The 25,384-nt window shown below is 69.4% G+C and carries 19 protein-coding genes and 1 tRNA gene; 12 read left to right on the top strand and 8 right to left on the bottom strand.

The annotated features are described in order from the left end of the window. Positions 1-216 precede the first annotated feature (216 nt). The gene (locus tag OHT01_RS29375) at positions 217-1,071 is read left to right on the top strand and encodes a DUF4184 family protein (protein WP_328556121.1); all 855 of its coding nucleotides are present in this window, start codon (positions 217-219) and stop codon (positions 1,069-1,071) included. Here the strand turns inward: OHT01_RS29375 and OHT01_RS29370 are convergent. Together OHT01_RS29370 and polA are read right to left on the bottom strand one after the other, a co-directional pair. Then, the gene (locus OHT01_RS29370) at positions 992-1,729 is read right to left on the bottom strand and encodes a hypothetical protein (protein ID WP_328556120.1); all 738 of its coding nucleotides are present in this window, start codon (positions 1,727-1,729) and stop codon (positions 992-994) included. The two genes, OHT01_RS29375 and OHT01_RS29370, sit on opposite strands and share 80 nt — an antisense overlap. Before the next feature lie 220 nt (positions 1,730-1,949). Next, the gene (gene polA / locus OHT01_RS29365; RefSeq protein ID WP_328556119.1) at positions 1,950-4,676 is read right to left on the bottom strand and encodes a DNA polymerase I; all 2,727 of its coding nucleotides are present in this window, start codon (positions 4,674-4,676) and stop codon (positions 1,950-1,952) included. Between the two features lie 180 nt (positions 4,677-4,856). On the opposite strand from polA, the gene OHT01_RS29360 reads away from it, so the two are divergent. The 8 genes from OHT01_RS29360 to OHT01_RS29325 all read left to right on the top strand — a co-directional run bounded on the left by OHT01_RS29360 (position 4,857) and on the right by OHT01_RS29325 (position 15,327). Then, entirely contained in the window at positions 4,857-7,136 is a 2,280-nt protein-coding gene (locus tag OHT01_RS29360; protein ID WP_328556118.1) for an FdhF/YdeP family oxidoreductase, read from the top strand. A 62-nt stretch (positions 7,137-7,198) separates the two neighbouring features. Continuing rightward, entirely contained in the window at positions 7,199-7,660 is a 462-nt protein-coding gene (locus tag OHT01_RS29355; protein WP_328556117.1) for a PaaI family thioesterase, read from the top strand. A 685-nt stretch (positions 7,661-8,345) separates the two neighbouring features. Beyond that, positions 8,346-9,008, top strand: coding sequence for a hypothetical protein (locus OHT01_RS29350; protein ID WP_328556116.1), 663 nt, complete (start codon positions 8,346-8,348; stop codon positions 9,006-9,008). A 411-nt stretch (positions 9,009-9,419) separates the two neighbouring features. Beyond that, the gene (locus tag OHT01_RS29345) at positions 9,420-10,625 is read left to right on the top strand and encodes a branched-chain amino acid ABC transporter substrate-binding protein (RefSeq protein ID WP_328558313.1); all 1,206 of its coding nucleotides are present in this window, start codon (positions 9,420-9,422) and stop codon (positions 10,623-10,625) included. A 196-nt stretch (positions 10,626-10,821) separates the two neighbouring features. Next, complete coding sequence (locus tag OHT01_RS29340; RefSeq protein WP_328556115.1) at positions 10,822-11,754, top strand: branched-chain amino acid ABC transporter permease; 933 nt, start codon at positions 10,822-10,824, stop codon at positions 11,752-11,754. A gap of 5 nt (positions 11,755-11,759) precedes the next feature. Then, entirely contained in the window at positions 11,760-13,532 is a 1,773-nt protein-coding gene (locus tag OHT01_RS29335; protein ID WP_328558312.1) for a branched-chain amino acid ABC transporter permease, read from the top strand. 5 nt (positions 13,533-13,537) lie between these two features. Then, positions 13,538-14,614 carry an ABC transporter ATP-binding protein gene (locus OHT01_RS29330; RefSeq protein ID WP_328556114.1) on the top strand — a complete coding sequence of 359 codons (1,077 nt, stop codon included), beginning with the start codon at positions 13,538-13,540 and terminating at the stop codon, positions 14,612-14,614. Beyond that, positions 14,611-15,327 carry an ABC transporter ATP-binding protein gene (locus OHT01_RS29325; protein WP_328556113.1) on the top strand — a complete coding sequence of 239 codons (717 nt, stop codon included), beginning with the start codon at positions 14,611-14,613 and terminating at the stop codon, positions 15,325-15,327. Before OHT01_RS29330 ends, OHT01_RS29325 begins: the two co-directional genes overlap by 4 nt. Positions 15,328-15,515: 188 nt before the next feature. Here the strand turns inward: OHT01_RS29325 and OHT01_RS29320 are convergent, their stop codons facing one another. Both OHT01_RS29320 and OHT01_RS29315 read right to left on the bottom strand, forming a co-directional pair. Then, positions 15,516-15,947 (bottom strand): VOC family protein, encoded by a 432-nt coding sequence (locus OHT01_RS29320; protein ID WP_328556112.1) that lies wholly within the window; start codon positions 15,945-15,947, stop codon positions 15,516-15,518. A gap of 370 nt (positions 15,948-16,317) precedes the next feature. Next, positions 16,318-16,974: an ANTAR domain-containing response regulator gene (locus OHT01_RS29315; RefSeq protein ID WP_328556111.1), complete on the bottom strand. Its 657-nt coding sequence runs from the start codon at positions 16,972-16,974 to the stop codon at positions 16,318-16,320. Between the two features lie 100 nt (positions 16,975-17,074). Between OHT01_RS29315 and OHT01_RS29310 the strand changes: the two genes are divergently transcribed. Then, positions 17,075-17,147 (top strand) — tRNA-Leu (locus OHT01_RS29310). Positions 17,148-17,253: 106 nt separating this feature from the next. Next, positions 17,254-18,018 (top strand): transcriptional regulator, encoded by a 765-nt coding sequence (locus OHT01_RS29305; protein WP_328556110.1) that lies wholly within the window; start codon positions 17,254-17,256, stop codon positions 18,016-18,018. Between the two features lie 30 nt (positions 18,019-18,048). Here the strand turns inward: OHT01_RS29305 and pyk are convergent, their stop codons facing one another. Together pyk and OHT01_RS29295 are read right to left on the bottom strand one after the other, a co-directional pair. Further along, positions 18,049-19,485: a pyruvate kinase gene (gene pyk, locus OHT01_RS29300; RefSeq protein WP_328556109.1), complete on the bottom strand. Its 1,437-nt coding sequence runs from the start codon at positions 19,483-19,485 to the stop codon at positions 18,049-18,051. Between the two features lie 238 nt (positions 19,486-19,723). After that, the gene (locus OHT01_RS29295; RefSeq protein WP_328556108.1) at positions 19,724-20,458 is read right to left on the bottom strand and encodes an SIMPL domain-containing protein; all 735 of its coding nucleotides are present in this window, start codon (positions 20,456-20,458) and stop codon (positions 19,724-19,726) included. A gap of 138 nt (positions 20,459-20,596) precedes the next feature. Between OHT01_RS29295 and OHT01_RS29290 the strand changes: the two genes are divergently transcribed. Beyond that, the gene (locus OHT01_RS29290) at positions 20,597-22,405 is read left to right on the top strand and encodes a bifunctional metallophosphatase/5'-nucleotidase (protein WP_328556107.1); all 1,809 of its coding nucleotides are present in this window, start codon (positions 20,597-20,599) and stop codon (positions 22,403-22,405) included. 168 nt (positions 22,406-22,573) lie between these two features. On the opposite strand, the gene OHT01_RS29285 is transcribed toward OHT01_RS29290, so the two are convergent. Together OHT01_RS29285 and OHT01_RS29280 are read right to left on the bottom strand one after the other, a co-directional pair. Then, positions 22,574-24,013, bottom strand: coding sequence for a lysine N(6)-hydroxylase/L-ornithine N(5)-oxygenase family protein (locus tag OHT01_RS29285; RefSeq protein ID WP_328556106.1), 1,440 nt, complete (start codon positions 24,011-24,013; stop codon positions 22,574-22,576). Next, positions 24,010-25,371 carry a pyridoxal phosphate-dependent decarboxylase family protein gene (locus OHT01_RS29280; RefSeq protein WP_328556105.1) on the bottom strand — a complete coding sequence of 454 codons (1,362 nt, stop codon included), beginning with the start codon at positions 25,369-25,371 and terminating at the stop codon, positions 24,010-24,012. The genes OHT01_RS29285 and OHT01_RS29280 overlap by 4 nt, the downstream gene beginning before the upstream one ends. Positions 25,372-25,384: the final 13 nt, after the last annotated feature.

Here is a 25,384-nt window from a genome sequence, read left to right as displayed (position 1 = left end):
GTAGCCTGCCGTCTCTCAGAACCCTGCCCGCTTCCACCGTCTCCGGCCGTACTCCCCAGCACGGGGACCCAGGCGACCCTACGACAACTTCCCTTGCGCGGGGACCCGTTCGTGCCCGGTATTCACCAGTTGGCCATGTGTCGCCGTCCCGCATACTGGCCGTCAGTGATCAACAGCCCGGACATAGCCGGTCACCCGTAGTCGCAGGGGGACGATTTGCCCTTCACTCTCAGTCACGCGGCCGCCGTACTGCCCGCCCTGCGCGGGGACGGAAGCGGTCGCGGCCGGTTGATTCCCGCCGTTCTCGTGGCGGGTTCCTTCGCGCCCGACATCACCTACTACGCGGCGAGCGTGGTGCCCGGGGCCATGGAGTTCGGCACGTTCACCCACTCGTTCACCGGCGTCCTCACCGTCGATGTGCTGATCGCATGGACGCTGGTGGGTGCCTGGCTGGTGCTGCGCGAGCCGCTGGTGGCCCTGCTGCCCGCGGGACGGCAGGGGCGCACGGCACGGCTCCTGCGCTGTGGGGTCGCGCGCGAACCGGTGCGCGCACGGACGGTCCTGTGGTGGTTCGTCTCCGCGGTGCTCGGCGCGCTGACGCATGTGGTGTGGGACGCCTTCACGCATCACGACCGGTGGGGGGTGCGGCTCTTCCCCGTCCTCGGGCGGAACTTCGCCGGCTCACCGCTCTACTGGTACGCCCAGTACGGCAGTTCGGCGGTGGCGGCCGTCGTGATCGGGGCGTTCGTGGTGCTCGCGCTGCGCCGTACGCCGCCCGGTCCGGCCGTCGGTGTGCCCGTCCTGTCCACCGCCGACCGCCGGCTGGCCCTCGCCGTGATCGGCGGCCTCGGGCTGGCCGCCGCGGTGCAGCGGGCGGTGCGCTGGTGGGCGTACTGGAGGTCCATCGCGAAGCCGTGGGAACTCATTCCGCCGCTGTGCTTCGGCGGGGGCGCGGGCCTGGTCCTCGGCCTCGGTCTGTACGTCGCGGCGGTCAGGCTGTGGCGTCCCGCTCCGGCTCGTCCAGCCCCCGCGGCGGCCCGTACGGAGCCGAGCCGTCCGGCTCCGCGCTGACCACGGCACCGGGAGTGAGGCTCCGCAGCAGTCCGCGTCCCCGCCCCAGAGCCCGGTGCACCGCTCGGGCGACCCGTTCGACGGCGCGGGCGCGGTACGGCATCGTCGGATGGTCGTACGACAGGACGATGACACGGTAGGTACGGGCCGGCCCGGTGAAGGCTCCGATGCCGTGGACACGCCCGCCGTTCGTGGCCCGGGGCAGTCGGCCGGTCGTGATGTGCGTCTTCACCCGGCGTGGCAGACGGAGGCGAACAAACCCGCGCCGGTCGCCGCGGACCCGGGTGACCCGGGTCACCCGTCGGAGGGCGTACGCCCGGGTTCTCAGGAACGCGTGGGCGCCGGTGAGTACCGCCGGCAGTCGCATCCGGTCGCCGGGCCCGGGGCGGGACGGGACGGGCCCGCCGCCGTGGACCGCCACCAGGACGGTGCCCGGGCGGGCCGACAGCGCCGCCCGCAGGTCACGGGACATCCGGGCGTCGAGGTCCTCGTCGTGGGAGGACCGGCGGGTCCCGCGCAGTTGGGCGGTGCCCGCTTCCGCGGCGAGCGCGGGCATCGGCGCGAGGAGCAGGGGGGCGACGGCCGCGGTCACCGTCATGGTCGCGACCACGACGGTCGTGGCCATGGCCGTACGGCGGTGGAGCGTGCGTATACCCATGCCCGCATCCTTACGGCACGCTCCGGCCCGGGGCGCCCCGGAAGAGCCACGCGAGTGACACTCCCGACGGCCTGGGCGGACAGCCGCCGGACGCGGCCGAGCCGCCCGGCCGAGCCGCCCCACGTACGGGCCCGGCGCCTCATGGTGCCGGGCCCTTCGCCCTTGGCCGGAGGCCGCCCCGGAGCTGGAGGCGGCCCCGGAGCTGGAGGCGGCCCCGGAGCTAGTGGGCCGCCGACTCCCAGTCCGTGCCCGAGCCGACGGAGACGTCCAGCGGGACGGTGAGCTGGACGGCGGACGCCATCTCGTGGCGCAGCAGTTCCTCGGTCCTGGCCCGCTCGCCCGGGGCGATCTCCAGGACGATTTCGTCATGGACCTGGAGCAGCATGCGCGAGGTGAGGTTCGCCTCGCGCAGCGCCCGGTCCACGTTGAGCATCGCGATCTTCACGATGTCGGCGGCCGTGCCCTGGATGGGCGCGTTGAGAGCCATGCGCTCGGCCGCCTCGCGGCGCTGCCGGTTGTCGCTGTTGAGATCCGGCAGATAGCGGCGCCGCCCGAAGAGCGTCGCCGTGTACCCCGTGGCCCGGGCCTCGTCGACCGCCCGGCGCAGATAGTCCCGTACACCGCCGAACCGCTCGAAGTACGTGTCCATCAGCGCACGGGCCTCGCCCGCCTCGATGTTCAGCTGCTGGGAAAGGCCGAAGGCCGACAGCCCGTAGGCCAGGCCGTACGACATCGCCTTGATCTTGCGGCGCATCTCGGCGTCGACAGCGGACCGCTCCACGGAGAACACCTGGGAGGCGACGGTGGTGTGCAGGTCCTCGCCGGAGGTGAACGCCTCCAACAGGCCCTCGTCCTCGGACAGATGGGCCATCACCCGCAGCTCGATCTGGCTGTAGTCCGCGGTCATCAGGGACTCGAAGCCCTCACCGACCACGAATCCGCGGCGGATCGCACGGCCCTCGTCCGTGCGGACCGGGATGTTCTGCAGGTTCGGGTCCGTCGACGACAGGCGGCCCGTCGCCGCGACCGTCTGGTTGTAGGTGGTGTGGATGCGGCCGTCCGCGGCGATCGACTTGATCAGGCCCTCGACGGTGACGCGCAGCTTGGCCTGCTCACGGTGGCGGAGCATGATCACGGGCAGTTCGTTCTCGGTCTGCGAGGCGAGCCAGGCCAACGCGTCCGCGTCCGTCGTGTAACCCGTCTTGGTCTTCTTCGTCTTCGGCAGCGCCAGCTCACCGAAGAGGACCTCCTGGAGCTGCTTGGGCGAACCGAGGTTGAACTCGTGCCCCGCCGCCGCGTGCGCCTCCTTCACGGCCTGCTGCACCGCGCCGGCGAACATCTGCTCCATGGCCTCCAGATGCGCCCGGTCCGCCGCGATGCCGTGCCGCTCCAGGCGGGCCAGCAGACTCGACGTGGGCAGCTCCATGTCGCGCAGCAGATCCGCCGCGCCGACCTCCTGGAGCTTCTCCCCGAACGCCTCGCCCAGGTCGAGGATCGTGCGGGCCTGCGCCATCAGCGCGTCCGCCTCGGCCTGCTCGTCCGTACCGAAGGCGAGCTGGCCGTCGGCCGCGGCGGCGGGTCCGAGCTCCCGGCCGAGGTACTCCAGCGAGAGCGCGTCCAGCGCGAAGGAGCGGCGGCCCGGCTTGACCAGATAGGCGGCGAGGGCGGTGTCCATGCTCACACCCTCGATGGTCCAGCCGTGCTCGGCGAAGACCCGCATCGCGCCCTTGGCGTTGTGCATGACCTTGTGCATCCCGGGGTCCGCGAGCCACGCGGCGAACGCGTTCTCGTCGGACTCGTCCAGCCGGGACGGGTCGAACCAGACGGCCGCGCCCTCGCCGGCCGCCAGCGCCACCTCCGCGACGGACCCCGTGCCCAGCGCCCAGGAGTCGACCGTGGACACGCCCAGAACCGCCGTGCCGTGCTCGGCGAGCCACGGCTTCAGCTCGCCCTCGCCCAGCACCACGCCGTCGATCTCGACGCCCTCCGCGACGGGCCGCGCCTCCTCGGCCTCCGCCGCCCCCGGGTCCACGGCCAGCAGCCGCTCGCGCAGCGACGGATTACGGATCTCCAGTGTGTCCAGGACCATCGCGAGAGCCGTGCGGTCGTACGCGGCCCGCTCCAGGTCCGCCACCGTCCGGGGCAGCTCGACGTCCTTGACCATCTCCGTGAGACGGCGGTTCAGCTTCACCGCCTCCAGGTGGTCGCGCAGGTTCTGCCCGGCCTTGCCCTTGACCTCGTCGACCCGCTCGACCAGCTCCGCGAACGAACCGAACTGGTTGATCCACTTCGCGGCCGTCTTCTCGCCGACCCCGGGGATGCCCGGCAGGTTGTCCGACGGGTCGCCGCGCAGCGCCGCGAAGTCCGGATACTGCGCCGGCGTCAGCCCGTACTTCTCGAAGACCTTCTCCGGGGTGAACCGGGTCAGCTCGGAGACACCCTTCGTCGGATACAGCACCGTCGTGTACTCGGAGACCAACTGGAAGGAGTCACGGTCGCCTGTGACGATCAGCACGTCGAAGCCCTCGGCCTCGGCCTGGGTGGCGAGCGTCGCGATGATGTCGTCAGCCTCGAAACCGTCCACCGCGAACCGCTGCGCGTGCATCGCGTCCAGCACCTCGCCGATCAGCTCGACCTGCCCCTTGAACTCGTCAGGGGTCTTCGACCTGTTCGCCTTGTACTCGGTGAACTCCTCGGAGCGCCACGTCTTGCGCGAGACGTCGAACGCCACCGCGAAATGCGTGGGCGACTCGTCGCGCAGCGTGTTCGCCAGCATCGACGCGAACCCATAGATGGCGTTCGTCGGCTGGCCCGTCGCGGTGGTGAAATTCTCCGCGGGCAGCGCGAAGAACGCGCGGTAGGCCAGCGAGTGCCCGTCCATGAGCATCAGGCGCGGGCGGCCCGTGCCTGCGGTGTTCTCGGTCTTCTTCGATGCTGTGTCTGCCACATCCCCGATCCTGCCACGGCCCACTGACATCCAGAGCCGCCCCGGCCCGGCACTCACCTCCGCCGCCCGGATTCCCCCACCCCATGACCGGCCCGTGACCGGCACTGTCGGCCACGCGTGCGAGGATCCAAGCGGTACGAAGTCACGCACACCGACGTGCGCACGCGAAAGGGTTCAGCGATGGCCAGCAAGCCGCCGAAAAGCGATCCGGTCCAGGACACGCCACAGGTAGCCGAACCCAGGCGCGCGGCGGCCGGGCTCCCCGCCATCGGACACACCCTGCGCATCGCCCAGCAGCAGATGGGCGTGCGCCGCACCGCGCTCACCCTCCTGCGCGTCAACCAGAAGGACGGCTTCGACTGCCCGGGCTGCGCCTGGCCCGAGCCGGAGCACAGGCACACCGCGGAGTTCTGCGAGAACGGCGCGAAGGCGGTCGCCGAGGAGGCCACCCTGCGCCGGGTCACCCCGGACTTCTTCGCCGCGCACACCGTCTCCGACCTCGCCGGACGCAGCGGCTACTGGCTCGGCCAGCAGGGCCGCCTCACCCACCCCATGTACCTCCCCGAGGGCGCCGACCACTACGAGCCCATCGCCTGGGAGCGCGCCTTCGAGATCGTCGCCGAGGAACTCGCCGCGCTCGGCTCCCCCGACGAGGCCCTCTTCTACACCTCGGGCCGCACCAGCAACGAGGCCGCGTTCCTCTACCAGCTGTTCGCCCGCGAGCTCGGCACGAACAACCTGCCCGACTGCTCGAACATGTGCCACGAGTCCTCGGGTTCCGCCCTCTCCGAGACCATAGGCATCGGCAAGGGCAGCGTCCTGCTCGACGACCTCTACCAGGCGGACCTGATCATCGTCGCCGGGCAGAACCCCGGCACGAACCACCCCCGCATGCTCTCGGCCCTGGAGAAGGCCAAGGCGAACGGCGCGAAGATCATCACGGTCAACCCGCTGCCCGAAGCGGGCATGGAGCGCTTCAAGAACCCGCAGACGCCCCGGGGCATGGTCCAGGGCGCCGCGCTCACCGACCTCTTCCTGCAGATCCGCCTCGGCGGCGACCAGGCGCTCTTCCGCCTGCTGAACAAGCTGATCCTCGACACCGAGGGCGCCGTCGACGAGGCGTTCATCGCCGAACACACCCACGGATTCGAGGACTTCGCCCAGGCCGCCCGCGCCGCCGACTGGGACGAGACCCTCACCGCCACCGGCCTCACCCGCGACCGGATCGACGAGGCCCTGAGCATGGTCCTCGCCTCCGAGCGCACCATCGTGTGCTGGGCGATGGGCCTCACCCAGCACAAGCACTCCGTGCCGACCATCCGCGAAGTCGTCAACTTCCTGCTGCTGCGCGGCAACATCGGCCGCACCGGCGCGGGCGTCTGCCCGGTCCGCGGCCACTCGAACGTCCAGGGCGACCGCACCATGGGCATCTTCGAACGCCCCGCCCCCGCCTTCCTCGACGCCCTGGAGAAGGAGTTCGGCTTCAAGCCGCCCCGCGAACACGGCTACGACGTCGTACGGGCCATCCGCGCCCTGCGCGACGGCGACGCGAAGGTCTTCTTCGCCATGGGCGGGAACTTCGTCTCCGCCTCCCCCGACACCGAGGTCACCGAGGCGGCCATGCGGCGCGCCCGGCTGACCGTGCACGTCTCCACCAAGCTGAACCGCTCGCACGTCGTCACCGGCGCGCGGGCCCTCATCCTGCCCACCCTCGGACGCACCGAGCGCGACCTCCAGGGCGGCGGCGAGCAGTTCGTGACCGTCGAGGACTCCATGGGCATGGTGCACGCCTCACGCGGCCGCCTGGAACCCGCGAGCCCCCACCTGCTGTCCGAGCCCGCCATCGTGGCCCGCCTCGCCCGCAAGGCCCTCGGCGAGCGCAGCACCACGCCCTGGGAGGAGTTCGAGAAGGACTACGCGAGCATCCGCGACCGCATCGCCCGCGTGATCCCCGGCTTCCAGGACTTCAACGCGCGCGTGGCCGACCCGGCCGGCTTCACCCTCCCGCACGCCCCCCGCGACGAACGCCGCTTCCCCACGGCCACCGGCAAGGCGAACTTCACCGCCGCGCCCGTCGAGTACCCCGAACTCCCCGCCGGCCGCCTGCTCCTGCAGACCCTGCGCTCCCACGACCAGTACAACACCACCATCTACGGACTCGACGACCGGTACCGGGGCATAAAGAACGGCCGCCGGGTCGTCCTCGTCAACCCCGAGGACGCCCGCGAGCTGCACGTCGCCGACGGCTCGTACGTCGACCTCGTCGGCGAGTGGAAGGACGGCGTGGAACGGCGCGCGCCCGGCTTCCGCGTCGTGCACTACCCCACCGCCCGGGGCTGCGCGGCCGCGTACTACCCGGAGACCAACGTCCTGGTCCCGCTCGACGCGACCGCCGACACCAGCAACACCCCCGCGAGCAAGTCCGTGGTCGTCCGTCTGGAACAATCGACAGCCGACTGAGCGTTCGCTCAGTCGGGAGACATCCACGACGAAGCGGTCAAAGACGAACGGAGCCGGACCCCATGGGCGAACAGCACACCCCGAAGTTCCCGCAAGGGGTCATCGACGAGTACGCCGCGCTCGGCGTCGACCTGCCCGCCCTCTTCTCCGCGGGCCACCTCGGCAACCGCATGGGCGTCCAGATCATCGAGGCCTCCTCGGACCGCGTCGTCGGCACCATGCCCGTAGAAGGCAACACCCAGCCCTACGGCCTGCTCCACGGCGGAGCCTCCGCCGTGCTCGCCGAGACCATCGGGTCCGTCGGCGCCATGCTCCACGGCGGCATCACCAAGATCGCCGTCGGCGTCGACCTGAACTGCACCCACCACCGCGGCGTCCGCTCCGGCCTCGTCACCGGCGTGGCCACACCCGTCCACCGCGGCCGCACCTCGGCGACGTACGAGATCGCCATCACCGACGAGGACGGCAAGCGCGTGTGCAGCGCGCGGCTCACCTGCATCCTCAAGGACGCGCCCCAGAGCTGACGCGCGGCCCCGGGTCCCGGCGCGCACCCCCGGGGCGCTTCCGGGGCCCTCGTGGAGCCCAGGAGCCTGCTGGAGGCTCCTCAGGCCCTCCGGGGAGATCCGGGGAGAAGGGAGCCTCCCCTCGGCCGACGGGAGGCTCCAGGGCCCGCCCGGGAGCATCGGCCGCCCAGGCGGTCCGCCTCGGAGGCCTCGTCCCTGGCAGCCGGGCACTGGAGGCCTCATCCCGGAAGGGTCCACCCCGCGACGACCCGCCGCCCCGCGAGACCCGACCCTGAGGCCCGACCCCGCAAGGCCGCCCCCGAGACCCGGCCCCGCCGGGCCGGCGTCGGGGGCCGACCCGGCAAGGCCGACGCCCGGGGCGACCCAGGGGGTGGCCCGGAGGCTCGCGGCCACCCCGGGACGAGCTCGCTCCGGGAAGATCTGGCCCCTGGCAGCCCGACCCGGGAAAGCCCGGCCCCAGGTGACCCGCCCTGGGAAGGCCCGACACCCGGACGGCCCGGCCTCGGGCGGCCCGACACCCGGGCGGCCCCGCCCCGGGCGGCCCGGCCTCGGGAACCTCCGGTCACCGCACGCCCCCGGCCCGCCCGCCCCGGGACAACGGTCCCCAGGACACCCGCCGGGGAGCTCAACTCCCTTCCTCCCACGCCCCCTTGGCAGCGTCGTCGCAGTCGGTCCAGCATGAGACATGACCGGCATCGGGCCCGTCGAGCCGTATCACCCCGGGGAAGCCGACGGCCCCCACCAGGACGCACCCGCCGACGTACTGAAGGCCAAACCGCCGCGCCTCGAAGCCCGTTGGGCCGCGCTCCCGCGCTCGTACCGGCGGACCATCCAGGCCCTGGCCGTCATCGCGACCGCAACCGGCGCCCTCTTCGCCCTGCGCCCCGCACCGCCCGACCGGGCCGCCCCGAACCCCTACCCGTGGCCGGCCGGCGTCACCACCCTCCGGTACGAGGGCCGCGGCATCACACCCACCTCGTTCCGCTTCGAGGTCGACGTCGCCCGCGGCACCCCCGTCACCGTCCGCCAAGTGGACGCCGGACTACCCGAGTTGAGCGCCACCACCACACCCCGGCTGCCACTGACAGTGAAGGCCGGAAATCCCCGCCTCATCACCGTGCACATCTCCGTATACGACTGCGCCGCCCTGCCGCCCGCCATCGACCTCCCCCATCTCGACCTGCTCATCAGCAACGAGACAGCACAGCAACAGCAAAGCTTTCTCTTCGGCGGCACCTACCCCCACGACCTGGAGACCGGTCTGCGCGCCCTCTGCTTCCCCAACCGGCCCCCTCCCACACCCACTTCACCCGGCCAGAACACCCGCGACCGCCTCACGCGGCGGTAACAGTCGGTTACCTCTGCCGTAACGAATCAATCCCCATGCCAGGAGGCGCACCGAACCACGCCCCCCGCGGCACCCCGCCCCGTCACCCCACGTACAGCTTCCGCTCTCCGCCACGAACCCGGATCAGCGCGTTCTCACCATGCGAACACACAACCGCCTTCGACCGGCACACCGAAATGCTCCGATCGTCCGCCCCGCGTCCGTGAGGCACCCCCCGCATAACAAGAGCGTCACAGCCTTCCCCACGCTCCTCCCCACTCCCCCTACCTGCGCTTATAGTCACGGCCAGTCACCGCGCCGCCGGGCGCGTCACTGCACGGCCCTGCTTCACCCAGTACGGCCCGGCGAGAAACACGGCCCCCACCCTGGGGTGCCGCGCCAGGGAGAGGATTCAACGTGCGACAGCGTTCCATGGTCATACTCACCGCCGTGCTCACGACAGGAGCACTCACGCTGACCGCCTGCGGCTCGCGCGACAACAGCGGCGACAGCAAGAGCGGCTCGAAGACCGAGATCATCATCGGCGTGGACGCGCCGCTGACCGGTCAGAACTCCGCCACCGGCCTCGGCATCCAGGGCGGCGTCCAGATCGCCGTCGACGACGCCAACAAGAACAACACCGTGCCCGGCGTGACGTTCAAGGTCCAGGCGCTCGACGACAAGGCCATCCCGGCCTCCGGTCAGCAGAACGCCACCCAGCTCGTCCAGAACGACAAGGTTCTCGGCGTGGTCGGCCCGCTGAACTCCGGTGTCGCCACCCAGATGCAGCAGGTCTTCGACACCGCCAACCTGGTCGAGATCTCGCCGTCCAACACGGCCCCCGAGCTCACCCAGGGCAAGAACTGGCAGACCGCCAAGTCCCGCCCGTTCAAGACGTACTTCCGCACCGCCACCACGGACGCCCTCCAGGGCGGCTTCGCGGCCGACTACGCCTACAACACCCTGAAGAAGCGCAAGGTGTTCGTGGTCGACGACAAGCAGACCTACGGCGCCGGCCTGGCCAAGCTCTTCAAGGCCGGCTTCACCAAGGCCGGCGGCAAGGTCGCGGGCGAGGACCACGTCAACACCGGCGACACGGACTTCTCGGCCCTCGTCACCAAGATCAAGAACGCCAAGGCCGACCTGGTCTACTACGGCGGCCAGTACGACGAGTCCGAGAAGCTCACGAAGCAGCTCAAGGACGGCGGAGCCAAGATCCCGCTGTTCGGTGGTGACGGCATGTTCACCCCGACCTACATCGAGACCGCCGGCAAGACCTCCGAGGGCGACCTCGTCACCTCGGTCGGCCAGCCCGTCGACTCGCTGCCCTCCGCCGCCGACTTCATCAAGAAGTACAAGGCCTCCGGCCTCAAGGGCGACTACGGCACGTACGGTGGCTACTCCTACGACGCCGCCACGGCCATCATCAAGGCCATCGGCGCGGTCGTGAAGGACGGCAAGATCCCGGACGGCGCCCGCGCCAAGATCGTGTCCGAGGTCCAGAAGACCAAGTTCGACGGCATCGCCGGCCCCGTCTCCTTCGACGAGTTCGGTGACACCACCAACAAGCAGCTCACCGTCTACCAGGTCGTCGACGGTAAGTGGAAGGCCGTCAAGAGCGGTACGTTCAACGGCTGATCCGCACCACCCGGGCCACTCCGGCGGATCGGTCCGACACCAGGCCACGGCGCCCCAACCGGCACCGTGAGCCCGGTCCGATCCACCGGACAGGCCCTCTGCACAACCACAGGGCCGCGCGGCCACGACCACACGTCACCGCGCGGCCCGCCTCATACGCCCTGCTCAACTCTCCCCACCACATGGAGGCCATGCGGTGAACACCCTGCCGCAGCAGCTGGCCAACGGGCTGTTCCTCGGCTCGATGTACGGGCTGATCGCCATCGGCTACACGATGGTGTACGGCATCGTCCAGCTCATCAACTTCGCCCACGGCGAGATCTTCATGACCGGCGGCTTCGGCGCACTCTCGGTCTACCTCTACGTTCTGCCAAACGGCACATCCATGTGGATAGCCCTCCCAGCGATGCTGATAGGCGGCGGAATCGTCTCCGTCCTCATCGCCGTCGGGGCCGAACGCTTCGCCTACAGACCACTGCGCGGAGCGCCACGCCTCGCCCCGCTCATCACCGCCATCGGTCTGTCCCTGGCCCTCCAGCAGATCGTGTTCAACACCTACCCGAACGCCAAGACCGACCTGACGTTCCCCCAACTCCCGTTCGGTCCCTGGCACATCGGCTCCGTCAGCATCCAGAGCGGCTCCGTCTTCGTCATCGTCGCCGCCCCCCTGTGCATGGCCGCCCTCGCGCTGTTCGTCAGCCTCTCCCGCACCGGCCGCGCCATGCAGGCCACCGCGCAGGACCCTGACACCGCGCAGCTCATGGGCATCGACACCAACCGCATCATCGTCATCGCCTTCGCCATCGGCGGCTTCTTCGCCGCCGTCGCCGCCGTCGCCTACGGACTGCGCTACGGCACGGTGAAGTACGACATGGGCTTCCAGATGGGCCTCAAGGCCTTCACCGCCGCCGTCCTCGGCGGCATCGGCAACATCTACGGCGCCATGGTCGGCGGCCTCGTCCTCGGCCTCGCCGAGACCATGGCCACCAGCTACATCGACGGCATCCCGGGCATGCAGCAGCTCGGCGGCGGCGGCTGGTCCTCCGTCTGGGCCTTCGTACTCCTCATCCTCGTACTGCTGTTCAGGCCACAAGGCCTAGTCGGCGAACGCGTCGCGGACAGGGCGTGAGCACCATGGCAACCACCGAGACCAGCACCCCCGAGCGCGGCCTGATCGCCCTCCCCGAGAGCGCCGCCCGCGCCCTCATCGCCATCGGCGCCGTCGCCACCATCGCCAGCGCCTTCATGTCCTGGACCTACACGTCCGACTTCCCCGGGGACCTCACCTACTACGGCTCCCCGGCCGGACTCCAGGTCCTCGACATCGTCGCCGGCGTCCTCACACTCCTGTTCGCCCTGACCCTCTGGAACGTCCGCGGCCTCGGCTGGCTCAACCCGGCGGGCGCCACCCAGCCCGTCGTCCTCGCCGCCGCCTCCGCGTTCGCCGTCAGCTGGTTCAGCGCCATCGCCATCGCCGTCGACCTCAAGGGCCTCGTCGCACTCGACCCCGGCGCCTACGTCGCCGCCGTCGGCTCCCTGATCGCCGTCCTCGGCACCCTGGCACTCCCCAAGCCCGGTGACACCTTCAAGGACTACGTCACCAAGCCCGACCTCATCCCGCCGGCCGCCAAACTGCCCGGCTGGGGCGAGCGCCTCGTCATCACCGCCGCCACCGCCGTCGCGCTCATCGTCTTCACCTACGGCATCGGCGTCGACCCCGACGCGAGCGAAACGTTCCTGGGCTACCTGCTCCTCGTCGTCTTCGGCACCTGGGCCCTGCTCGCCGCCGGACTCTTCGACCGCTTCGCCCAACTGAACGCCCGCCACAAGGGATTCGCCACCACCATGGCCTTCCTGGCCGCGGCGATCTTCCCCTTCGTGGCGAACAACGAGCACAACTCCAACCTCGGCGTGAACATCCTCGTCGTCGGAACCGTCGCCCTCGGCCTCAACATCGTCGTCGGCCTCACCGGACTCCTCGACCTCGGATACGTCGCCTTCCTCGGCGTCGGCGCCTACGCCGCGGCCCTCGTGTCCGGCTCCGAGTTCTCCCGCTTCTCCGGCGTCCAGTTCCCCTTCTGGGCCGCCATGCTCACCGGCATGGCCGCATCGCTCGTCTTCGGCGTCCTCATCGGCGCCCCCACCCTGCGACTGCGCGGCGACTACCTCGCCATCGTGACCCTGGGCTTCGGAGAGATCTTCCGCATCGCCGTCAACAACCTCGACGGCACCTCCGGCCCCAACCTCACCAACGGCCCCAACGGCATCTCCATGATCCCGGACCTCAACATCCTCGGGTTCAACTTCGGTGCCGAGCACAACATCCTCGGCTTCGCCCTCGGGCGTTTCTCGAACTACTTCCTGCTGATGCTGCTCATCACCGGACTCGTCGTCGTCGTGTTCAACCGCGCCGCCGACTCCCGGATCGGCCGCTCCTGGATCGCGATCCGCGAGGACGAGACCGCCGCCACCGCCATGGGCATCAACGGCTTCCGCGTCAAGCTCATCGCCTTCGCCCTCGGCGCCTCCCTCGCCGGCCTCGCCGGCACGGTCAGCGCCCACGTCGGCTACAGCGTCAACCCGGCCCCGTACCAGTTCGCCGGCTCCGTCCCCCCGAACTCCGCCTTCCTCCTCGCGGCGGTCGTCCTCGGCGGCATGGGCACGGTCAACGGACCCATCCTCGGCGCCACCCTGCTCTACCTCCTCCCCGAGAAGCTCAGCTTCCTCAAGGAGTACCAGCTCCTCGCCTTCGGCATCGCGCTCGTCGTCCTCATGCGCTTCCGCCCCGAAGGCATCATCGCCAACCGTCGCCGCCAGCTCGAATTCCACGAGAGCGACGAAATCGTCCACATCCCCGAACAAGGCCTTCCCGACTCCACCGTCGGCGTCACCAAGGCAGGGGCGTAACCACCATGACCACCACCACAGCCCCCAGCCCCGTCCTCGAAGCCACCGGCGTCACCATGCGCTTCGGCGGCCTCACCGCCGTACGCAACGTCGACCTCACCGTCAACGCCGGAGAGATCGTCGGCCTCATCGGCCCCAACGGCGCGGGCAAGACCACCTTCTTCAACTGCCTCACCGGCCTCTACGTCCCCACCGAGGGCAAAGTCGCCTACAAGGGAACGGTGCTGCCCCCCAAGCCGCACCTGGTCACCAGCGCCGGCATCGCCCGCACCTTCCAGAACATCCGGCTCTTCGCCAACATGACCGTTCTGGAGAACGTGCTCGTCGGACGCCACACCCGCACCAAGGAAGGCCTCTGGTCCGCCCTCCTCCGCGGCCCCGGCTTCCGCAAGGCAGAAGCCACCTCCCGCGAACGCGCCATGGAACTGCTGGAGTTCATCGGCCTCGCCCACAAGGCCGACCACCTCTCCCGCAACCTCCCCTACGGCGAGCAGCGCAAGCTGGAGATCGCCCGCGCCATGGCGAGCGAGCCGGGCCTGCTCCTCCTGGACGAGCCCACGGCCGGCATGAACCCCCAGGAGACCCGCGCGACCGAAGACCTCGTCTTCGCCATCCGCGACCGCGGCATCGCCGTCCTCGTCATCGAGCACGACATGCGCTTCATCTTCAACCTGTCCGACCGCGTGGCCTGCCTCGTCCAGGGCGAGAAGCTCGTCGAAGGCACGTCCGAGGTCGTCCAGGGCGACGAGCGCGTCATCGCCGCCTACCTCGGCACCCCCTTCGAGGGCGCCCCCGGCGAGGAGGAACTCGCCGAGGTCGAAGCCGCGGAAGCGGCCGGAACGGCGACAGCCGCCGAAGCCGCCGAGGCCCCGGCAGCGACCGACACCGAGGACGCGGCACAAGCCACCGCGACCGAGGAAGCCGAAGCCGCAGAGACCGCGGAGGCCGAAGCGTCCGCCGAGCCGGAGGAAGCCGCACAGGACGCGGAAGCCCCCGAGGCAGAGGGAACGTCCGACGCCCCCGCCGCGTCCGACGACTCCGACGCGCAGAGCAGCACCAGCAAGGAAGGAACCGCCCAGTGACCGCACTGCTCGAGGTCGAAGACCTCAAGGTCGCCTACGGCAAGATCGAAGCCGTCAAGGGCATCTCCTTCACCGTCGAAGCCGGCCAGATCGTCACCCTCATCGGCACCAACGGCGCCGGCAAGACGACGACCCTGCGCACCCTCTCCGGGCTCCTCAAGCCCAGCGGAGGCCGCATCCTCTTCGACGGCCAGCCCCTCGCCAACGTCCCCGCCCACAAGATCGTCGCCCTCGGACTCGCGCACTCCCCCGAAGGCCGGCACATCTTCCCCCGCCTCAGCATCACGGAGAACCTCCAGCTCGGAGCGTTCCTCCGCAGCGACAAGGCGGGCATCGAGAAGGACATCCAGCGCGCCTACGACCTCTTCCCCATCCTGGGAGAGCGCCGCAAGCAGGCCGCCGGAACCCTCTCGGGCGGCGAGCAGCAGATGCTCGCCATGGGACGCGCCCTGATGTCCCAGCCCAAGCTGCTCATGCTCGACGAACCCTCCATGGGCCTCTCGCCGATCATGATGCAGAAGATCCTCGCGACCATCGCCGAACTCAAGGCGGCCGGCACGACGATCCTCCTCGTCGAGCAGAACGCCCAGGCGGCGCTCTCCCTCGCCGACCAGGCCCACGTCATGGAGGTCGGCAACATCGTCCTCTCCGGCACCGGCCAGGAACTGCTCCACGACGAGTCCGTCCGCAAGGCCTACCTCGGCGAGGACTGACACGCCCCCGCGGCCCCTCCGGCCGCGCGAAGAGGCCCGCACCTCCGTCAGGGGTGCGGGCCTCTTCCGTCCGCCGGGGCGTTGAGATCGCGGTGGTCGCGGCTATCGATGAGTGGCCGCGCCCCCGCTGACTCGCCATCCGCACTGCCACGCGGCGACGCGGCGACGCCGGGAACGCCGGGAACGCGTCAATCCGTCGTGACGGACGTTCCGCCCCATTCCTCCGGAGCGACATCCGCGAGCGTCTGCGAGAACGTCCACTGGTGGCCCGCAAGGTCCTCGGCGCTGTACTGCCGTTCGCCGTACTCGAAATCGGTCGGTTCCATGATGATGCGTGCGCCATGCTCCCGGGAGCGCTCGTAGTGGGCGCCAACGTCTTCCACCCGCACCGTCGTCGAGTGCGTGACCTCGCCGGGGCGTGGCGGGCGGCGATCTTTTCGTACGTCTCCGATGATCACGGCACCATCGCCGAAACCGAGCTGTGCGCGATGGTCCTCGCCGATCCGCACCCGCTCGGAAAACCCGAAGGCCGCGCCGAGCCAGGCGACCGCCTCGCGCACATCGGGATAGATCAGGACGGGGATGACCGTCGACGCCGGAATGGAGCGATTCGGCTTCATGTCTGACTCCTGACGCTTGGGCCGCGCCGCGCGCCCGAAGTACGCACCCGCCGACGGGCGCCAGGGCCGCTCGTCACCGGAAACCTTCGCGGACGCGGAAGAAGGTCGTCCCATCTCAGCTCCAACTTAGCGGAGCAGCATCTGCGCGAGTCGCCACAGCCGCTGTGGCAGGTCGGCCCTCCTCGGACCCTCGGGACCTTCCGCGGCCTTCCGTAAACGTGTCGAGCAGGGCGCGGCCGAAGAGGCGCACGTCAAAGCAGACGAGCGCCCGGCAGGCGTGTCTGCACGAAGCCGGCGATCCGCCACGGAACAACAGTGCTGGTCACGGCCATCACCGAGCGGCCCGTGACCAGCACTTTCGCGACAGGCTCTAGCCCTTCGACGCCTTCTTCTCCTCGGCGTCCTCGATGACCGCCTCGGCCACCTGCTGCATCGACATCCGACGGTCCATCGACGTCTTCTGGATCCAGCGGAACGCCGCCGGCTCCGTCAGGCCGTACTCCGTCTGCAGAACCGACTTCGCGCGGTCCACCAGCTTCCGCGTCTCCAGACGCAGCGTGAGATCCGCGATCTCCTGCTCCAGCGCCTTCAGCTCCGCGAACCGGGACACCGCCATCTCGATCGCCGGCACCACGTCGCTCTTGCTGAACGGCTTCACCAGGTACGCCATCGCGCCCGCGTCACGGGCCCGCTCGACCAGGTCGCGCTGCGAGAACGCGGTGAGCATCAGGACCGGGGCGATGGACTCCTCGGCGATCTTCTCCGCCGCGGAGATGCCGTCCATCTTCGGCATCTTCACGTCGAGGATCACGAGGTCCGGCTTGTGCTCCCGGGCCAGCTCGATGGCCTGCTCACCGTCACCCGCCTCACCTACGACGGTGTAGCCCTCCTCCTCCAGCATCTCTTTGAGGTCGAGACGGATCAGCGCCTCGTCCTCGGCGATGACGACACGGGTCGTCAGCGGAGGCACGTGCGACTTGTCGTCGTCGGGCGCGTCTACGGGCTGGGGCGACTCGGGGGCGGTCACGGGGGCTCCTCGTTCAGGGCGGGGACTGCTGACAAGAGCCTACCTAGCTGCGGTAAGGTGAGGGCACGGCGGGTGATCGCTACCCTCTGTTTCAGAGGAAGCCCCGGTAGCCCAGCGGTAGAGGCAATGGATTCAAAACCCATACAGCGTCGGTTCGAATCCGACTCGGGGTACTTTTCCTTGGATGTCAAGGTTGCCAGATAAAAGCGGATGTTCCCATTCAGGTGAACATCCGCTTTTTGCTGCGTGTCGCGACTTCAGCACTCACAAAGTGACCACATGTACGACATGGGCACACGCAAGCGGACTCTTGCCATGGTGGACCAGGGGCGCAGCCTGAACTCGGTGAGCAAGGAAACCGGGATCTCCCGAGCCGCGATCCGCTCATGGCAGATACGCGTCGAGCCCCTGGACGGCAACCGCTCCCAGCCCTGCCCAAGATGTCGCGCCACCCCTGAAGAGCCTGACGATCCTGCCGCGTACGCCTACTTGCTGGGCCTCTATCTCGGCGACGGCTGCATCAGCTCCTTTCGGAGAGGCGTCCACTCCCTTCGCATCGCCTGCGCCGACGCTTGGCCCGGCCTGATCGACGCCTGCGCGGTGGCGATGCAGTCGCTGCGCCCCGACAACAAGGTCTGCCGCGTCCAGAGCCAGGGTTGCCAATACGTCACCAGTTGGAGCAAGCACTGGCCCTGCCTGTTTCCCCAGCACGGTCCCGGCAAGAAACACGACCGCGAGATCGCCCTCGCACCCTGGCAACGGCGAATCGTCGATGCCCACCCCTGGGAGTTCATCCGGGGGCTCATCCACTCGGACGGCTGCCGTATCACCAACTGGACGACGCGCCTGGTCGCCGGAGAAACGAAGCGCTACGAGTACCCCCGGTACTTCTTCACCAACAAGTCGTCCGACATCATGCGCCTCTTCACGGACGCCCTCGACCTGGTCGGCGTCGACTGGAAGCAGCCGAACTCCCGCAACATCTCCGTCGCCAAGAAGGCCTCAGTAGCCCTCATGGACACCCACGTGGGCCCCAAGTACTGACGGGCAAAGGAGAAGGCCCCTCCGCACCGGCTACTTGGGGCTGTCGTCCTCGCCCACGTGGTGGACGCGGACCAGGTTCGTGGAGCCGGAGACTCCGGGCGGGGAGCCTGCCGTGATCACCACGACGTCGCCCTTGTTGCAGCGGCCGTACTTGAGGAGGAGTTCGTCGACCTGGTCGACCATGGCGTCGGTGGAGTCGACGTGGGGGCCGAGGAAGGTCTCGACGCCCCAGGTGAGGTTGAGTTGGGAGCGGGTGGCCGGGGTGGGGGTGAAGGCGAGGAGGGGGATCGGGGAGCGGTAGCGGGAGAGCCGGCGGACGGTGTCGCCGGACTCGGTGAAGGCGACGAGGAACTTAGCGCCGAGGAAGTCGCCCATTTCGGCTGCGGCGCGGGCGACGGCGCCGCCTTGGGTGCGGGGTTTGTTGCGTTCGGTGAGGGGCGGGAGACCCTTGGCGAGGATGTCCTCTTCAGCCGCTTCGACGATGCGCGACATGGTCTTGACGGTTTCGACGGGGTATTTGCCGACGCTGGTCTCGCCGGAGAGCATGACGGCGTCGGTGCCGTCGATGACGGCGTTGGCGACGTCGGAGGCTTCGGCGCGGGTGGGGCGGGAGTTCTCGATCATGGAGTCGAGCATCTGGGTGGCGACGATGACCGGCTTGGCGTTGCGCTTGGCGAGTTTGACCGCGCGCTTCTGGACGATCGGGACCTGTTCGAGGGGCATTTCTACGCCGAGGTCTCCGCGGGCGACCATGATGCCGTCGAAGGCGGCGACGATGTCGTCGATGTTGTCGACGGCCTGGGGTTTTTCGACCTTGGCGATGACGGGGAGGCGGCGGCCTTCTTCGTCCATGATGCGGTGGACGTCGTCGATGTCCTTGCCGCTTCTGACGAAGGAGAGGGCGATGACGTCGAAGCCGGTGCGCAGTGCCCAGCGGAGGTCGTCCTCGTCCTTGTCGGAGAGGGCGGGGACGGAGACGGCGACGCCGGGGAGGTTGAGGCCTTTGTGGTCGGAGACCATGCCGCCTTCGATGACGGTGGTCCGGACGCGGGGGCCGTCGACGGCGGTGACTTCGAGGCAGACCTTGCCGTCGTCAACGAGGATGCGTTCACCGGGAGTGACGTCCGCTGCCAGTCCGTCGTAGGTGGTTCCGCAGTGTTCGCGGTCTCCTTCGGCGCCTTGTTCGACGGTGATGGTGAAGGTGTCTCCGCGTTCAAGGAGTACGGGGCCTTCGGTGAAGCTGCCGAGCCGGATCTTCGGGCCTTGAAGGTCGCCGAGGATTCCGACGCTGCGGCCGGTCTCGTCGGAGGCCTTTCGCACGTGTCGGTAGCGCTCCTCGTGGTCGGCGTGGGTGCCGTGGCTGAGGTTGAAGCGGGCTACGTCCATTCCGGCTTCGACCAGGGCTTTGATCTGGTCGTACGTGTCGGTGGCGGGGCCCAGGGTGCAGACGATTTTTGCTCGGCGCATGATTCGAGCCTAGGCCTTACCGGTCGGTAGGGAATTCGTCGCGCATGACTACTCAACAACCTTTGCGTGAAGGGTTATTGACAACTGTTGAATTGTGCGCCGGGGTGCTCCGATGAGCAGAATGGTTCCCGGCGCGTCCGGTGCGTTTGTCTGCCGCGTCCGTCCAGTATCCGTCCGGCTGTGCGATGGGTGCGCGGCAGAGTCGACGGGTGACTTTCCGTGATGTTCTCCTGTGCGGCTAGAGCCGTGGCGGTGCCATGGTGAAGCGGGCGTTGACCTGGGCGTGGACGTGCTGGCGCTGGGGTTCGAGGTCGAGGGGGGCCGGTTCGTCGTCGAACGGTCCGGCGCCGGGGGCGGCCGAGCTCCGGCTGCGGGTGTTCTGGGCGGTGAAGGCGTTGCGGTGGGTGTCTTCGGCGCCGATGTCGGCGAGTTCGACGAGGGCGGTGAGGGTGGTGTCGAGGGCTTCGGCGTATTCGCGGGCGCGTTGGACGGCTTCGCGGACGGCTTGCTGGCGTGCGGTGCGGTGGGCGGGTGAGGTGGGGCGCAGGGTCCACCAGGGGCCGTCGACGCGGGTGAGGTCGAGGTCGGCGAGGGCGGTGGTGAGTTCGCCGAGTGCGGTGAAGTCGTTGAGTTCGGCGGTGATGTGGACGTGGCCGTGGTGGGTACGGACGCGTTCTCCGCGTCCGTGGCGGCCGAGTTCGGGGCTGATGGTGAAGGCGCCGGTTTCGAGGTGTTCGACGGCGTCGCCGTAGGTTTTGACGAGGTCGAGGGCGAGGGTGTTGCGGCGGGTGAGGTCGGCGAGGGCTTCGCGGCGGTCTTTGCCGCGGGCGGTGACGGTGATGCCGATGCGGGCGATCTCGGGGTCGACTTCGAGGTGGGCTTCGCCTCGGACGGCGATGCGGGGTGTGTCGGGGGTGCCGTAGGGGACGGCGGGTGGGGTGTGCTCGGTGGTGGGGGCGGTGTCGGGGGTCATACGTCCCACTCTGTCACTGGGCGGGTGGTGGACGGTGCCGTCAGGTCATCGGATGGAAACCTCCAGGGTCTGTTGCGGGGGCGGGTGTTGGGCCAGAATCTACGCGCGTCGTTGACCTTTTCCCGAGGAGATCGAGACATGCCGTTGAACCGCCGGAAGTTTCTGAGGAAGTCCGCCGTGACAGGTGCGGGGGTGGCGCTCGCGGGTGCGGGCGCGGCTCCGGCGGCGCAGGCCGCGGAGGCGAGAAAGGGGGGTCCGAAGCCGGTGAAGCGGTACGAGCTGACGGTGATGGGGACGACCGATCTGCACGGTCACGTCTTCAACTGGGACTACTTCAAGGACGCGGAGTACGCGGACAAGGCGGGTAACGCGCAGGGGCTGGCGCGGATCTCGACGCTGGTGAACAACATCCGCGCGGAGAAGGGCCGTTGCAACACGCTGCTCATCGACGCGGGTGACACGATCCAGGGCACTCCGTTGACGTACTACTACGCGAAGGTGGATCCGATCACCGCCAAGGGTGGTCCGGTGCATCCGATGGCGCAGGCGATGAACGCGATCGGCTATGACGCGGTGGCGCTGGGGAATCACGAGTTCAACTACGGGATCGAGACGCTGCGGAAGTTCGAGTCGCAGTGTCACTTCCCGCTTCTCGGTGCCAACGCGCTGGACGCGAAGACGCTGAAGCCGGCGTTCCCTCCGTATTTCATGAAGGAGTTCCACGTCCATGGCGCTCCGCCGGTGAGGGTGGCGGTGCTGGGTCTGACGAACCCGGGTATCGCGATCTGGGACAAGGCGTACGTGCAGGGGAAGTTGACGTTCCCGGGTCTTGAGGAGCAGGCGGCGAAGTGGGTGCCGAAGCTGCGGTCGATGGGTGCGGACGTGGTGGTCGTGTCGGCGCACTCGGGTGCGTCGGGGACGTCTTCGTACGGTGATCAGTTGCCGTATGTGGAGAACTCAGCGGCGTTGGTGGCTCAGCAGGTGCCGGGGATCGACGCGATCCTGGTGGGTCACGCGCATCTGGAGATCCCGGAGTTGAAGGTCACGAACACGGCGTCGGGGAGGACGGTCGTGCTGTCGGAGCCGCTGGCGTACGCGGAGCGGATGTCGGTGTTCGACTTCGGGCTGGTCTTCGAGAAGGGCCGCTGGACGGTCGAGTCGGTGGCGGCGTCGGTGCGCAACACGAACGCGGTGGCGGACGATCCGAGGATCACTCGGCTGCTGAAGGACGAGCACGATGTGGTGGTGGCGTACGTCAATCAGGTGGTCGGTACGGCGACCGACACGTTGACGACGGTGGAGGCTCGGTACAAGGACGCGCCGATCATCGATCTGATCACCAGGGTGCAGGAGGATGTGGTGCGGGCGGCGCTGGTGGGGACGGAGTACGCGTCGTTGCCGGTGATCGCGCAGGCTTCGCCGTTCTCCCGGACGTCGGAGATTCCGGCGGGTGAGGTGACGATCCGGGATCTGTCGAGTCTGTATGTGTACGACAACACGCTGGTCGCGAAGGTGTTGTCGGGTGCGCAGGTGCGGGCGTATCTGGAGTATTCGGCGAACTATTTCGTGCGGACGGCCGCGGGTGCGGTGGTCGACACGGAGCAGCTGACGAACGCGAACAGCCGTCCGGACTACAACTACGACTATGTGTCGGGGCTTCGGTACGAGATCGACATCGCTCAGGCGGAGGGTTCGCGGATCAAGAACCTGACGTACGGGGGTGCGGCGCTGGAGGACGCGCAGCAGTTCGTGTTCGCGGTGAACAACTACCGTGCGAATGGCGGTGGTGCGTTCCCGCATGTGGCGTCGGCGCCCGAGGTGTGGTCGGAGTCGACGGAGATCAGGACGCGGATCGCGGAGTGGGTGACGGCGAAGGGCGTGCTGGACCCGAAGGAGTTCGCTTCGGTGGACTGGCAGTTGACGCGGGACGGTACGCCTGTGTTCTAGGGCGGGGTGGTGCTCCCGTGTTCCAGGGTGAGGCGGTAGGCCTGTTTTCTGGAGCGGGGACGGTTCGGTCGTACGGCGTCGGCGCGGGTTTTCGCGTCGGCGCCGTCGTCGTTCGGGCGGGCAGGTCCGCGGGGTTCGGCGCGGGGATGCTCCGGGTCCGTCGGGTTCTCAGCGTCCTTCGACGAGGGGGATCAGGGGGATGAGGGGGGTGAGTGTCCGGGTCTCCTGGCGGGCGGCGGGGACGCGGGGGGTCTGTTCGAGGCCGAAGGTGGTGAAGGCGGTCCGGCCGGGGAGGGGGTAGGGGTCTTTGCCGGTGAGGGAGTTGAGGATGGTGGCGCTGCGCCAGGCGGCGAGGCCGAGGTCGGGGGCGCCGACGCCGTGGGTGTGGAGTTCGGCGTTCTGGACGTAGACGCGGCCGGTGACGGCGGGGTCGAGGATCAGGCGGAACTGGTTGTCGATGTCGGGGCGTTCGGCGTTGTCGCGGCGCAGGTAGGGGTCGAGTCCGGCGAGGAGCGGGGTGATGGGGCGTTCGCGGTAGCCGGTGGCGAGGACGACGGCGTTGGTGGTGAGGCGGGAGCGGGTGCCTTGCTGGCCGTGTTCGAGGTGGAGTTCGATCTTGGTGGTGGCGACGCGTCCGGCGGTGCGGACGGTGACGGCGGGGGTGAGGACGGCGTCGGGCCAGCCGCCGTGGAGGGTGCGGCGGTAGAGCTCGTCGTGGATGGCGGCGATGGTGTCGGCGTCGATGCCTTTGTGGAGTTGCCATTGGGCGGCGACGAGGCGGTCGCGGACCGGTTCGGTGAGGGCGTGGAAGTAGCGGGTGTAGTCGGGGGTGAAGTGTTCGAGGCCGAGTTTGGAGTACTCCATGGGCGCGAACGCTTCGGTGCGGGCGAGCCAGTGGATCTTTTCTTTTCCGGTGGGGCGGTTGCGCAGGAGGTCGAGGAAGACCTCGGCTCCTGACTGGCCGGCGCCGATGACGGTGATGTGGTCGGCGGTGAGGAACTGGTCGCGGTGTTTGAGGTAGTCGGCGGCGTGGATGACGGGGACGCCGGGGGCGTCGACGAGGGGTTTGAGCGCTTCGGGGATGTGGGGGGCGGTGCCGACGCCGAGGACGATGTTGCGGGTGTGGGTGCGGCCGAGGGCCTGGGCTTCGCCGTTGGTGTCGAGCCGGGTGAAGTCGACTTCGAAGAGGTCGTGTTCGGGGTTCCAGCGGACGGCGTCGACCTGGTGGGCGAAGTGGAGTCCGGGGAGGTTGTCGGCGACCCAGCGGCAGTAGGCGTCGTATTCGGCGCGTTGGATGTGGAAGCGCTCGGCGAAGTAGAAGGGGAAGAGGCGGTCGCGGTCCTTGAGGTAGTTGAGGAAGGACCAGGGGCTGGTGGGGTCGGCGAGGGTCACCAGGTCGGCGAGGAAGGGGACTTGGAGGGTGGCGCCGTCGATGAGGAGGCCGGGGTGCCAGTCGAAGCCGGGGCGTTGTTCGTAGAAGACGGTGTCGAGTTCGGTGAGGGGCTGGGTGAGGGCGGCGAGGGAGAGGTTGAAGGGGCCGATGCCGATGCCCACCAGGTCGCGGGGTGTTTCGGCGGCGGGTCGCTGGGGGTGGGGCGTCGGGCTCATCGGGGTGTGTGTCCTTCCACCAGTTTCAGGAGCGTGGCCAGGTCGCCCGGCCGGGTGTGGGGGTTGAGGAGGGTGGCTTTGAGCCAGCGGCGGCCGTCGAGGGTGGCGCGGCCGAGGACGGCGCGGCCCTCTTCGAGGAGGGTGCGGCGCACGGCGGCGACGGTGTCGTCGGTGGCGCCGGCGGGCCGGAACAGGACGGTGCTGATGACCGGCCGGTCGTAGAGCTCGAAGGCGGGGTGGGCGGCGATGAGGTCGGCGAGGTCGTGGGCGTGGGCGCAGACCTGGTCGACGAGGTCGCCGATGCCGTGCCGTCCGAGGGTTTTGAGGGTGACGGCGATCTTGAGGATGTCGGGGCGGCGGGTGGTGCGCAGGGAGCGGCCGAGCAGGTCGGGGAGGCCTGCTTCGGTGTCGTCGTCGGCGTTGAGGTAGTCGGCTCGGTGTTCGAGGGGGGTGAGGTCGGTGGGGTCGCGGACGGCGAGGAGTCCGGCGGCCGCGGGCTGCCAGCCGAGTTTGTGCAGGTCGAGGGTGACGGTGTCGGCGTGGGCGAGTCCGTCGAGTTCGGTGCGGTGCCGGTCGCTGAAGAGGAGGCCTCCGCCGTAGGCGGCGTCGATGTGGAGGCGTGCGCCGTGGGTGGCGCAGATTTCGGCGATGTCGGGGAGTGGGTCGATGAGTCCGGCGTCGGTGGTGCCGGCGGTGGCGGCGACGAGGAGGGGGCCGCGCAGGTCGGTGAGGGCGCTGTCGAGGGCGGCGGGGTCGAGGGTGCCGGCGGGCGCGGGGACGACGACGGGTTCGGGGAGGCCGAGGAGCCAGGTGGCGCGGTGGAGGGAGTGGTGGGCGTTGGCTCCGCAGACGAGTCGGGTGCCGGGGTGGGTCTCGCGGGCGAGGAGGAGGGCGAGTTGGTTGGATTCGGTGCCGCCGGTGGTGATGAGGGCGTCGCCTTGGGTGCCGTAGATCTCGTGGGCGAGGGTCCGGGTGAGGAGGGCTTCGAGTTCGGAGGCGGCGGGGGCCTGGTCCCAGGAGTCGAGGGAGGGGTTGAGGGCGGAGGCGGCGAGGTCGGCGGCGGTGGCGACGGCGAGGGGCGGGCAGTGCAGGTGGGCGGCGCAGAGGGGGTCGGCGGGGTCGGCGGCGCCTTCGGCGAGGGCGCGTACGAGGGTGTGCAGGGCGTCGTCGGTGCCGTGCTGGGGCAGGAGGTCGCCGACGGCCGCGCGCAGGCGCCGGGCGACGTGTTCGGGTCCTCCGGCGGGGAGGGGTCCTCCGCGGGCGGCGGCGCCTTCGGCGAGGGCGTGGAGGACGGTGTCGAGCAATGGCCGCAGCGCGTCGGGGCCTTGGGGTCCTGAGGCGAGGGGCGGCGTGCTCATGGGTGTCCTCCGG

The organism is Streptomyces sp. NBC_00358, assembly GCF_036099295.1.
Taxonomy (GTDB): Bacteria; Actinomycetota; Actinomycetes; order Streptomycetales; family Streptomycetaceae; genus Streptomyces.
The sequence above is the reverse complement of the archived record's forward strand: the minus strand, read 5'-3'. Positions and strand labels throughout refer to the sequence as shown.

Excerpts from the sequence above, each read along its gene's own strand:
- OHT01_RS29370 (WP_328556120.1), bottom strand. The coding sequence starts at position 1,729 with ATGGGTATACGCACGCTCCACCGCCGTACGGCCATGGCCACGACCGTC.
- OHT01_RS29360 (WP_328556118.1), top strand. The coding sequence starts at position 4,857 with ATGGCCAGCAAGCCGCCGAAAAGCGATCCGGTCCAGGACACGCCACAG.
- OHT01_RS29355 (WP_328556117.1), top strand. The coding sequence starts at position 7,199 with ATGGGCGAACAGCACACCCCGAAGTTCCCGCAAGGGGTCATCGACGAG.
- OHT01_RS29350 (WP_328556116.1), top strand. The coding sequence starts at position 8,346 with ATGACCGGCATCGGGCCCGTCGAGCCGTATCACCCCGGGGAAGCCGAC.
- OHT01_RS29345 (WP_328558313.1), top strand. The coding sequence starts at position 9,420 with ATGGTCATACTCACCGCCGTGCTCACGACAGGAGCACTCACGCTGACC.
- OHT01_RS29335 (WP_328558312.1), top strand. The coding sequence starts at position 11,760 with ATGGCAACCACCGAGACCAGCACCCCCGAGCGCGGCCTGATCGCCCTC.
- OHT01_RS29330 (WP_328556114.1), top strand. The coding sequence starts at position 13,538 with ATGACCACCACCACAGCCCCCAGCCCCGTCCTCGAAGCCACCGGCGTC.
- OHT01_RS29320 (WP_328556112.1), bottom strand. The coding sequence starts at position 15,947 with ATGAAGCCGAATCGCTCCATTCCGGCGTCGACGGTCATCCCCGTCCTG.
- OHT01_RS29305 (WP_328556110.1), top strand. The coding sequence starts at position 17,254 with ATGTACGACATGGGCACACGCAAGCGGACTCTTGCCATGGTGGACCAG.
- pyk (WP_328556109.1), bottom strand. The coding sequence starts at position 19,485 with ATGCGCCGAGCAAAAATCGTCTGCACCCTGGGCCCCGCCACCGACACG.
- OHT01_RS29295 (WP_328556108.1), bottom strand. The coding sequence starts at position 20,458 with ATGACCCCCGACACCGCCCCCACCACCGAGCACACCCCACCCGCCGTC.
- OHT01_RS29290 (WP_328556107.1), top strand. The coding sequence starts at position 20,597 with ATGCCGTTGAACCGCCGGAAGTTTCTGAGGAAGTCCGCCGTGACAGGT.
- OHT01_RS29285 (WP_328556106.1), bottom strand. The coding sequence starts at position 24,013 with ATGAGCCCGACGCCCCACCCCCAGCGACCCGCCGCCGAAACACCCCGC.
- OHT01_RS29280 (WP_328556105.1), bottom strand. The coding sequence starts at position 25,371 with ATGAGCACGCCGCCCCTCGCCTCAGGACCCCAAGGCCCCGACGCGCTG.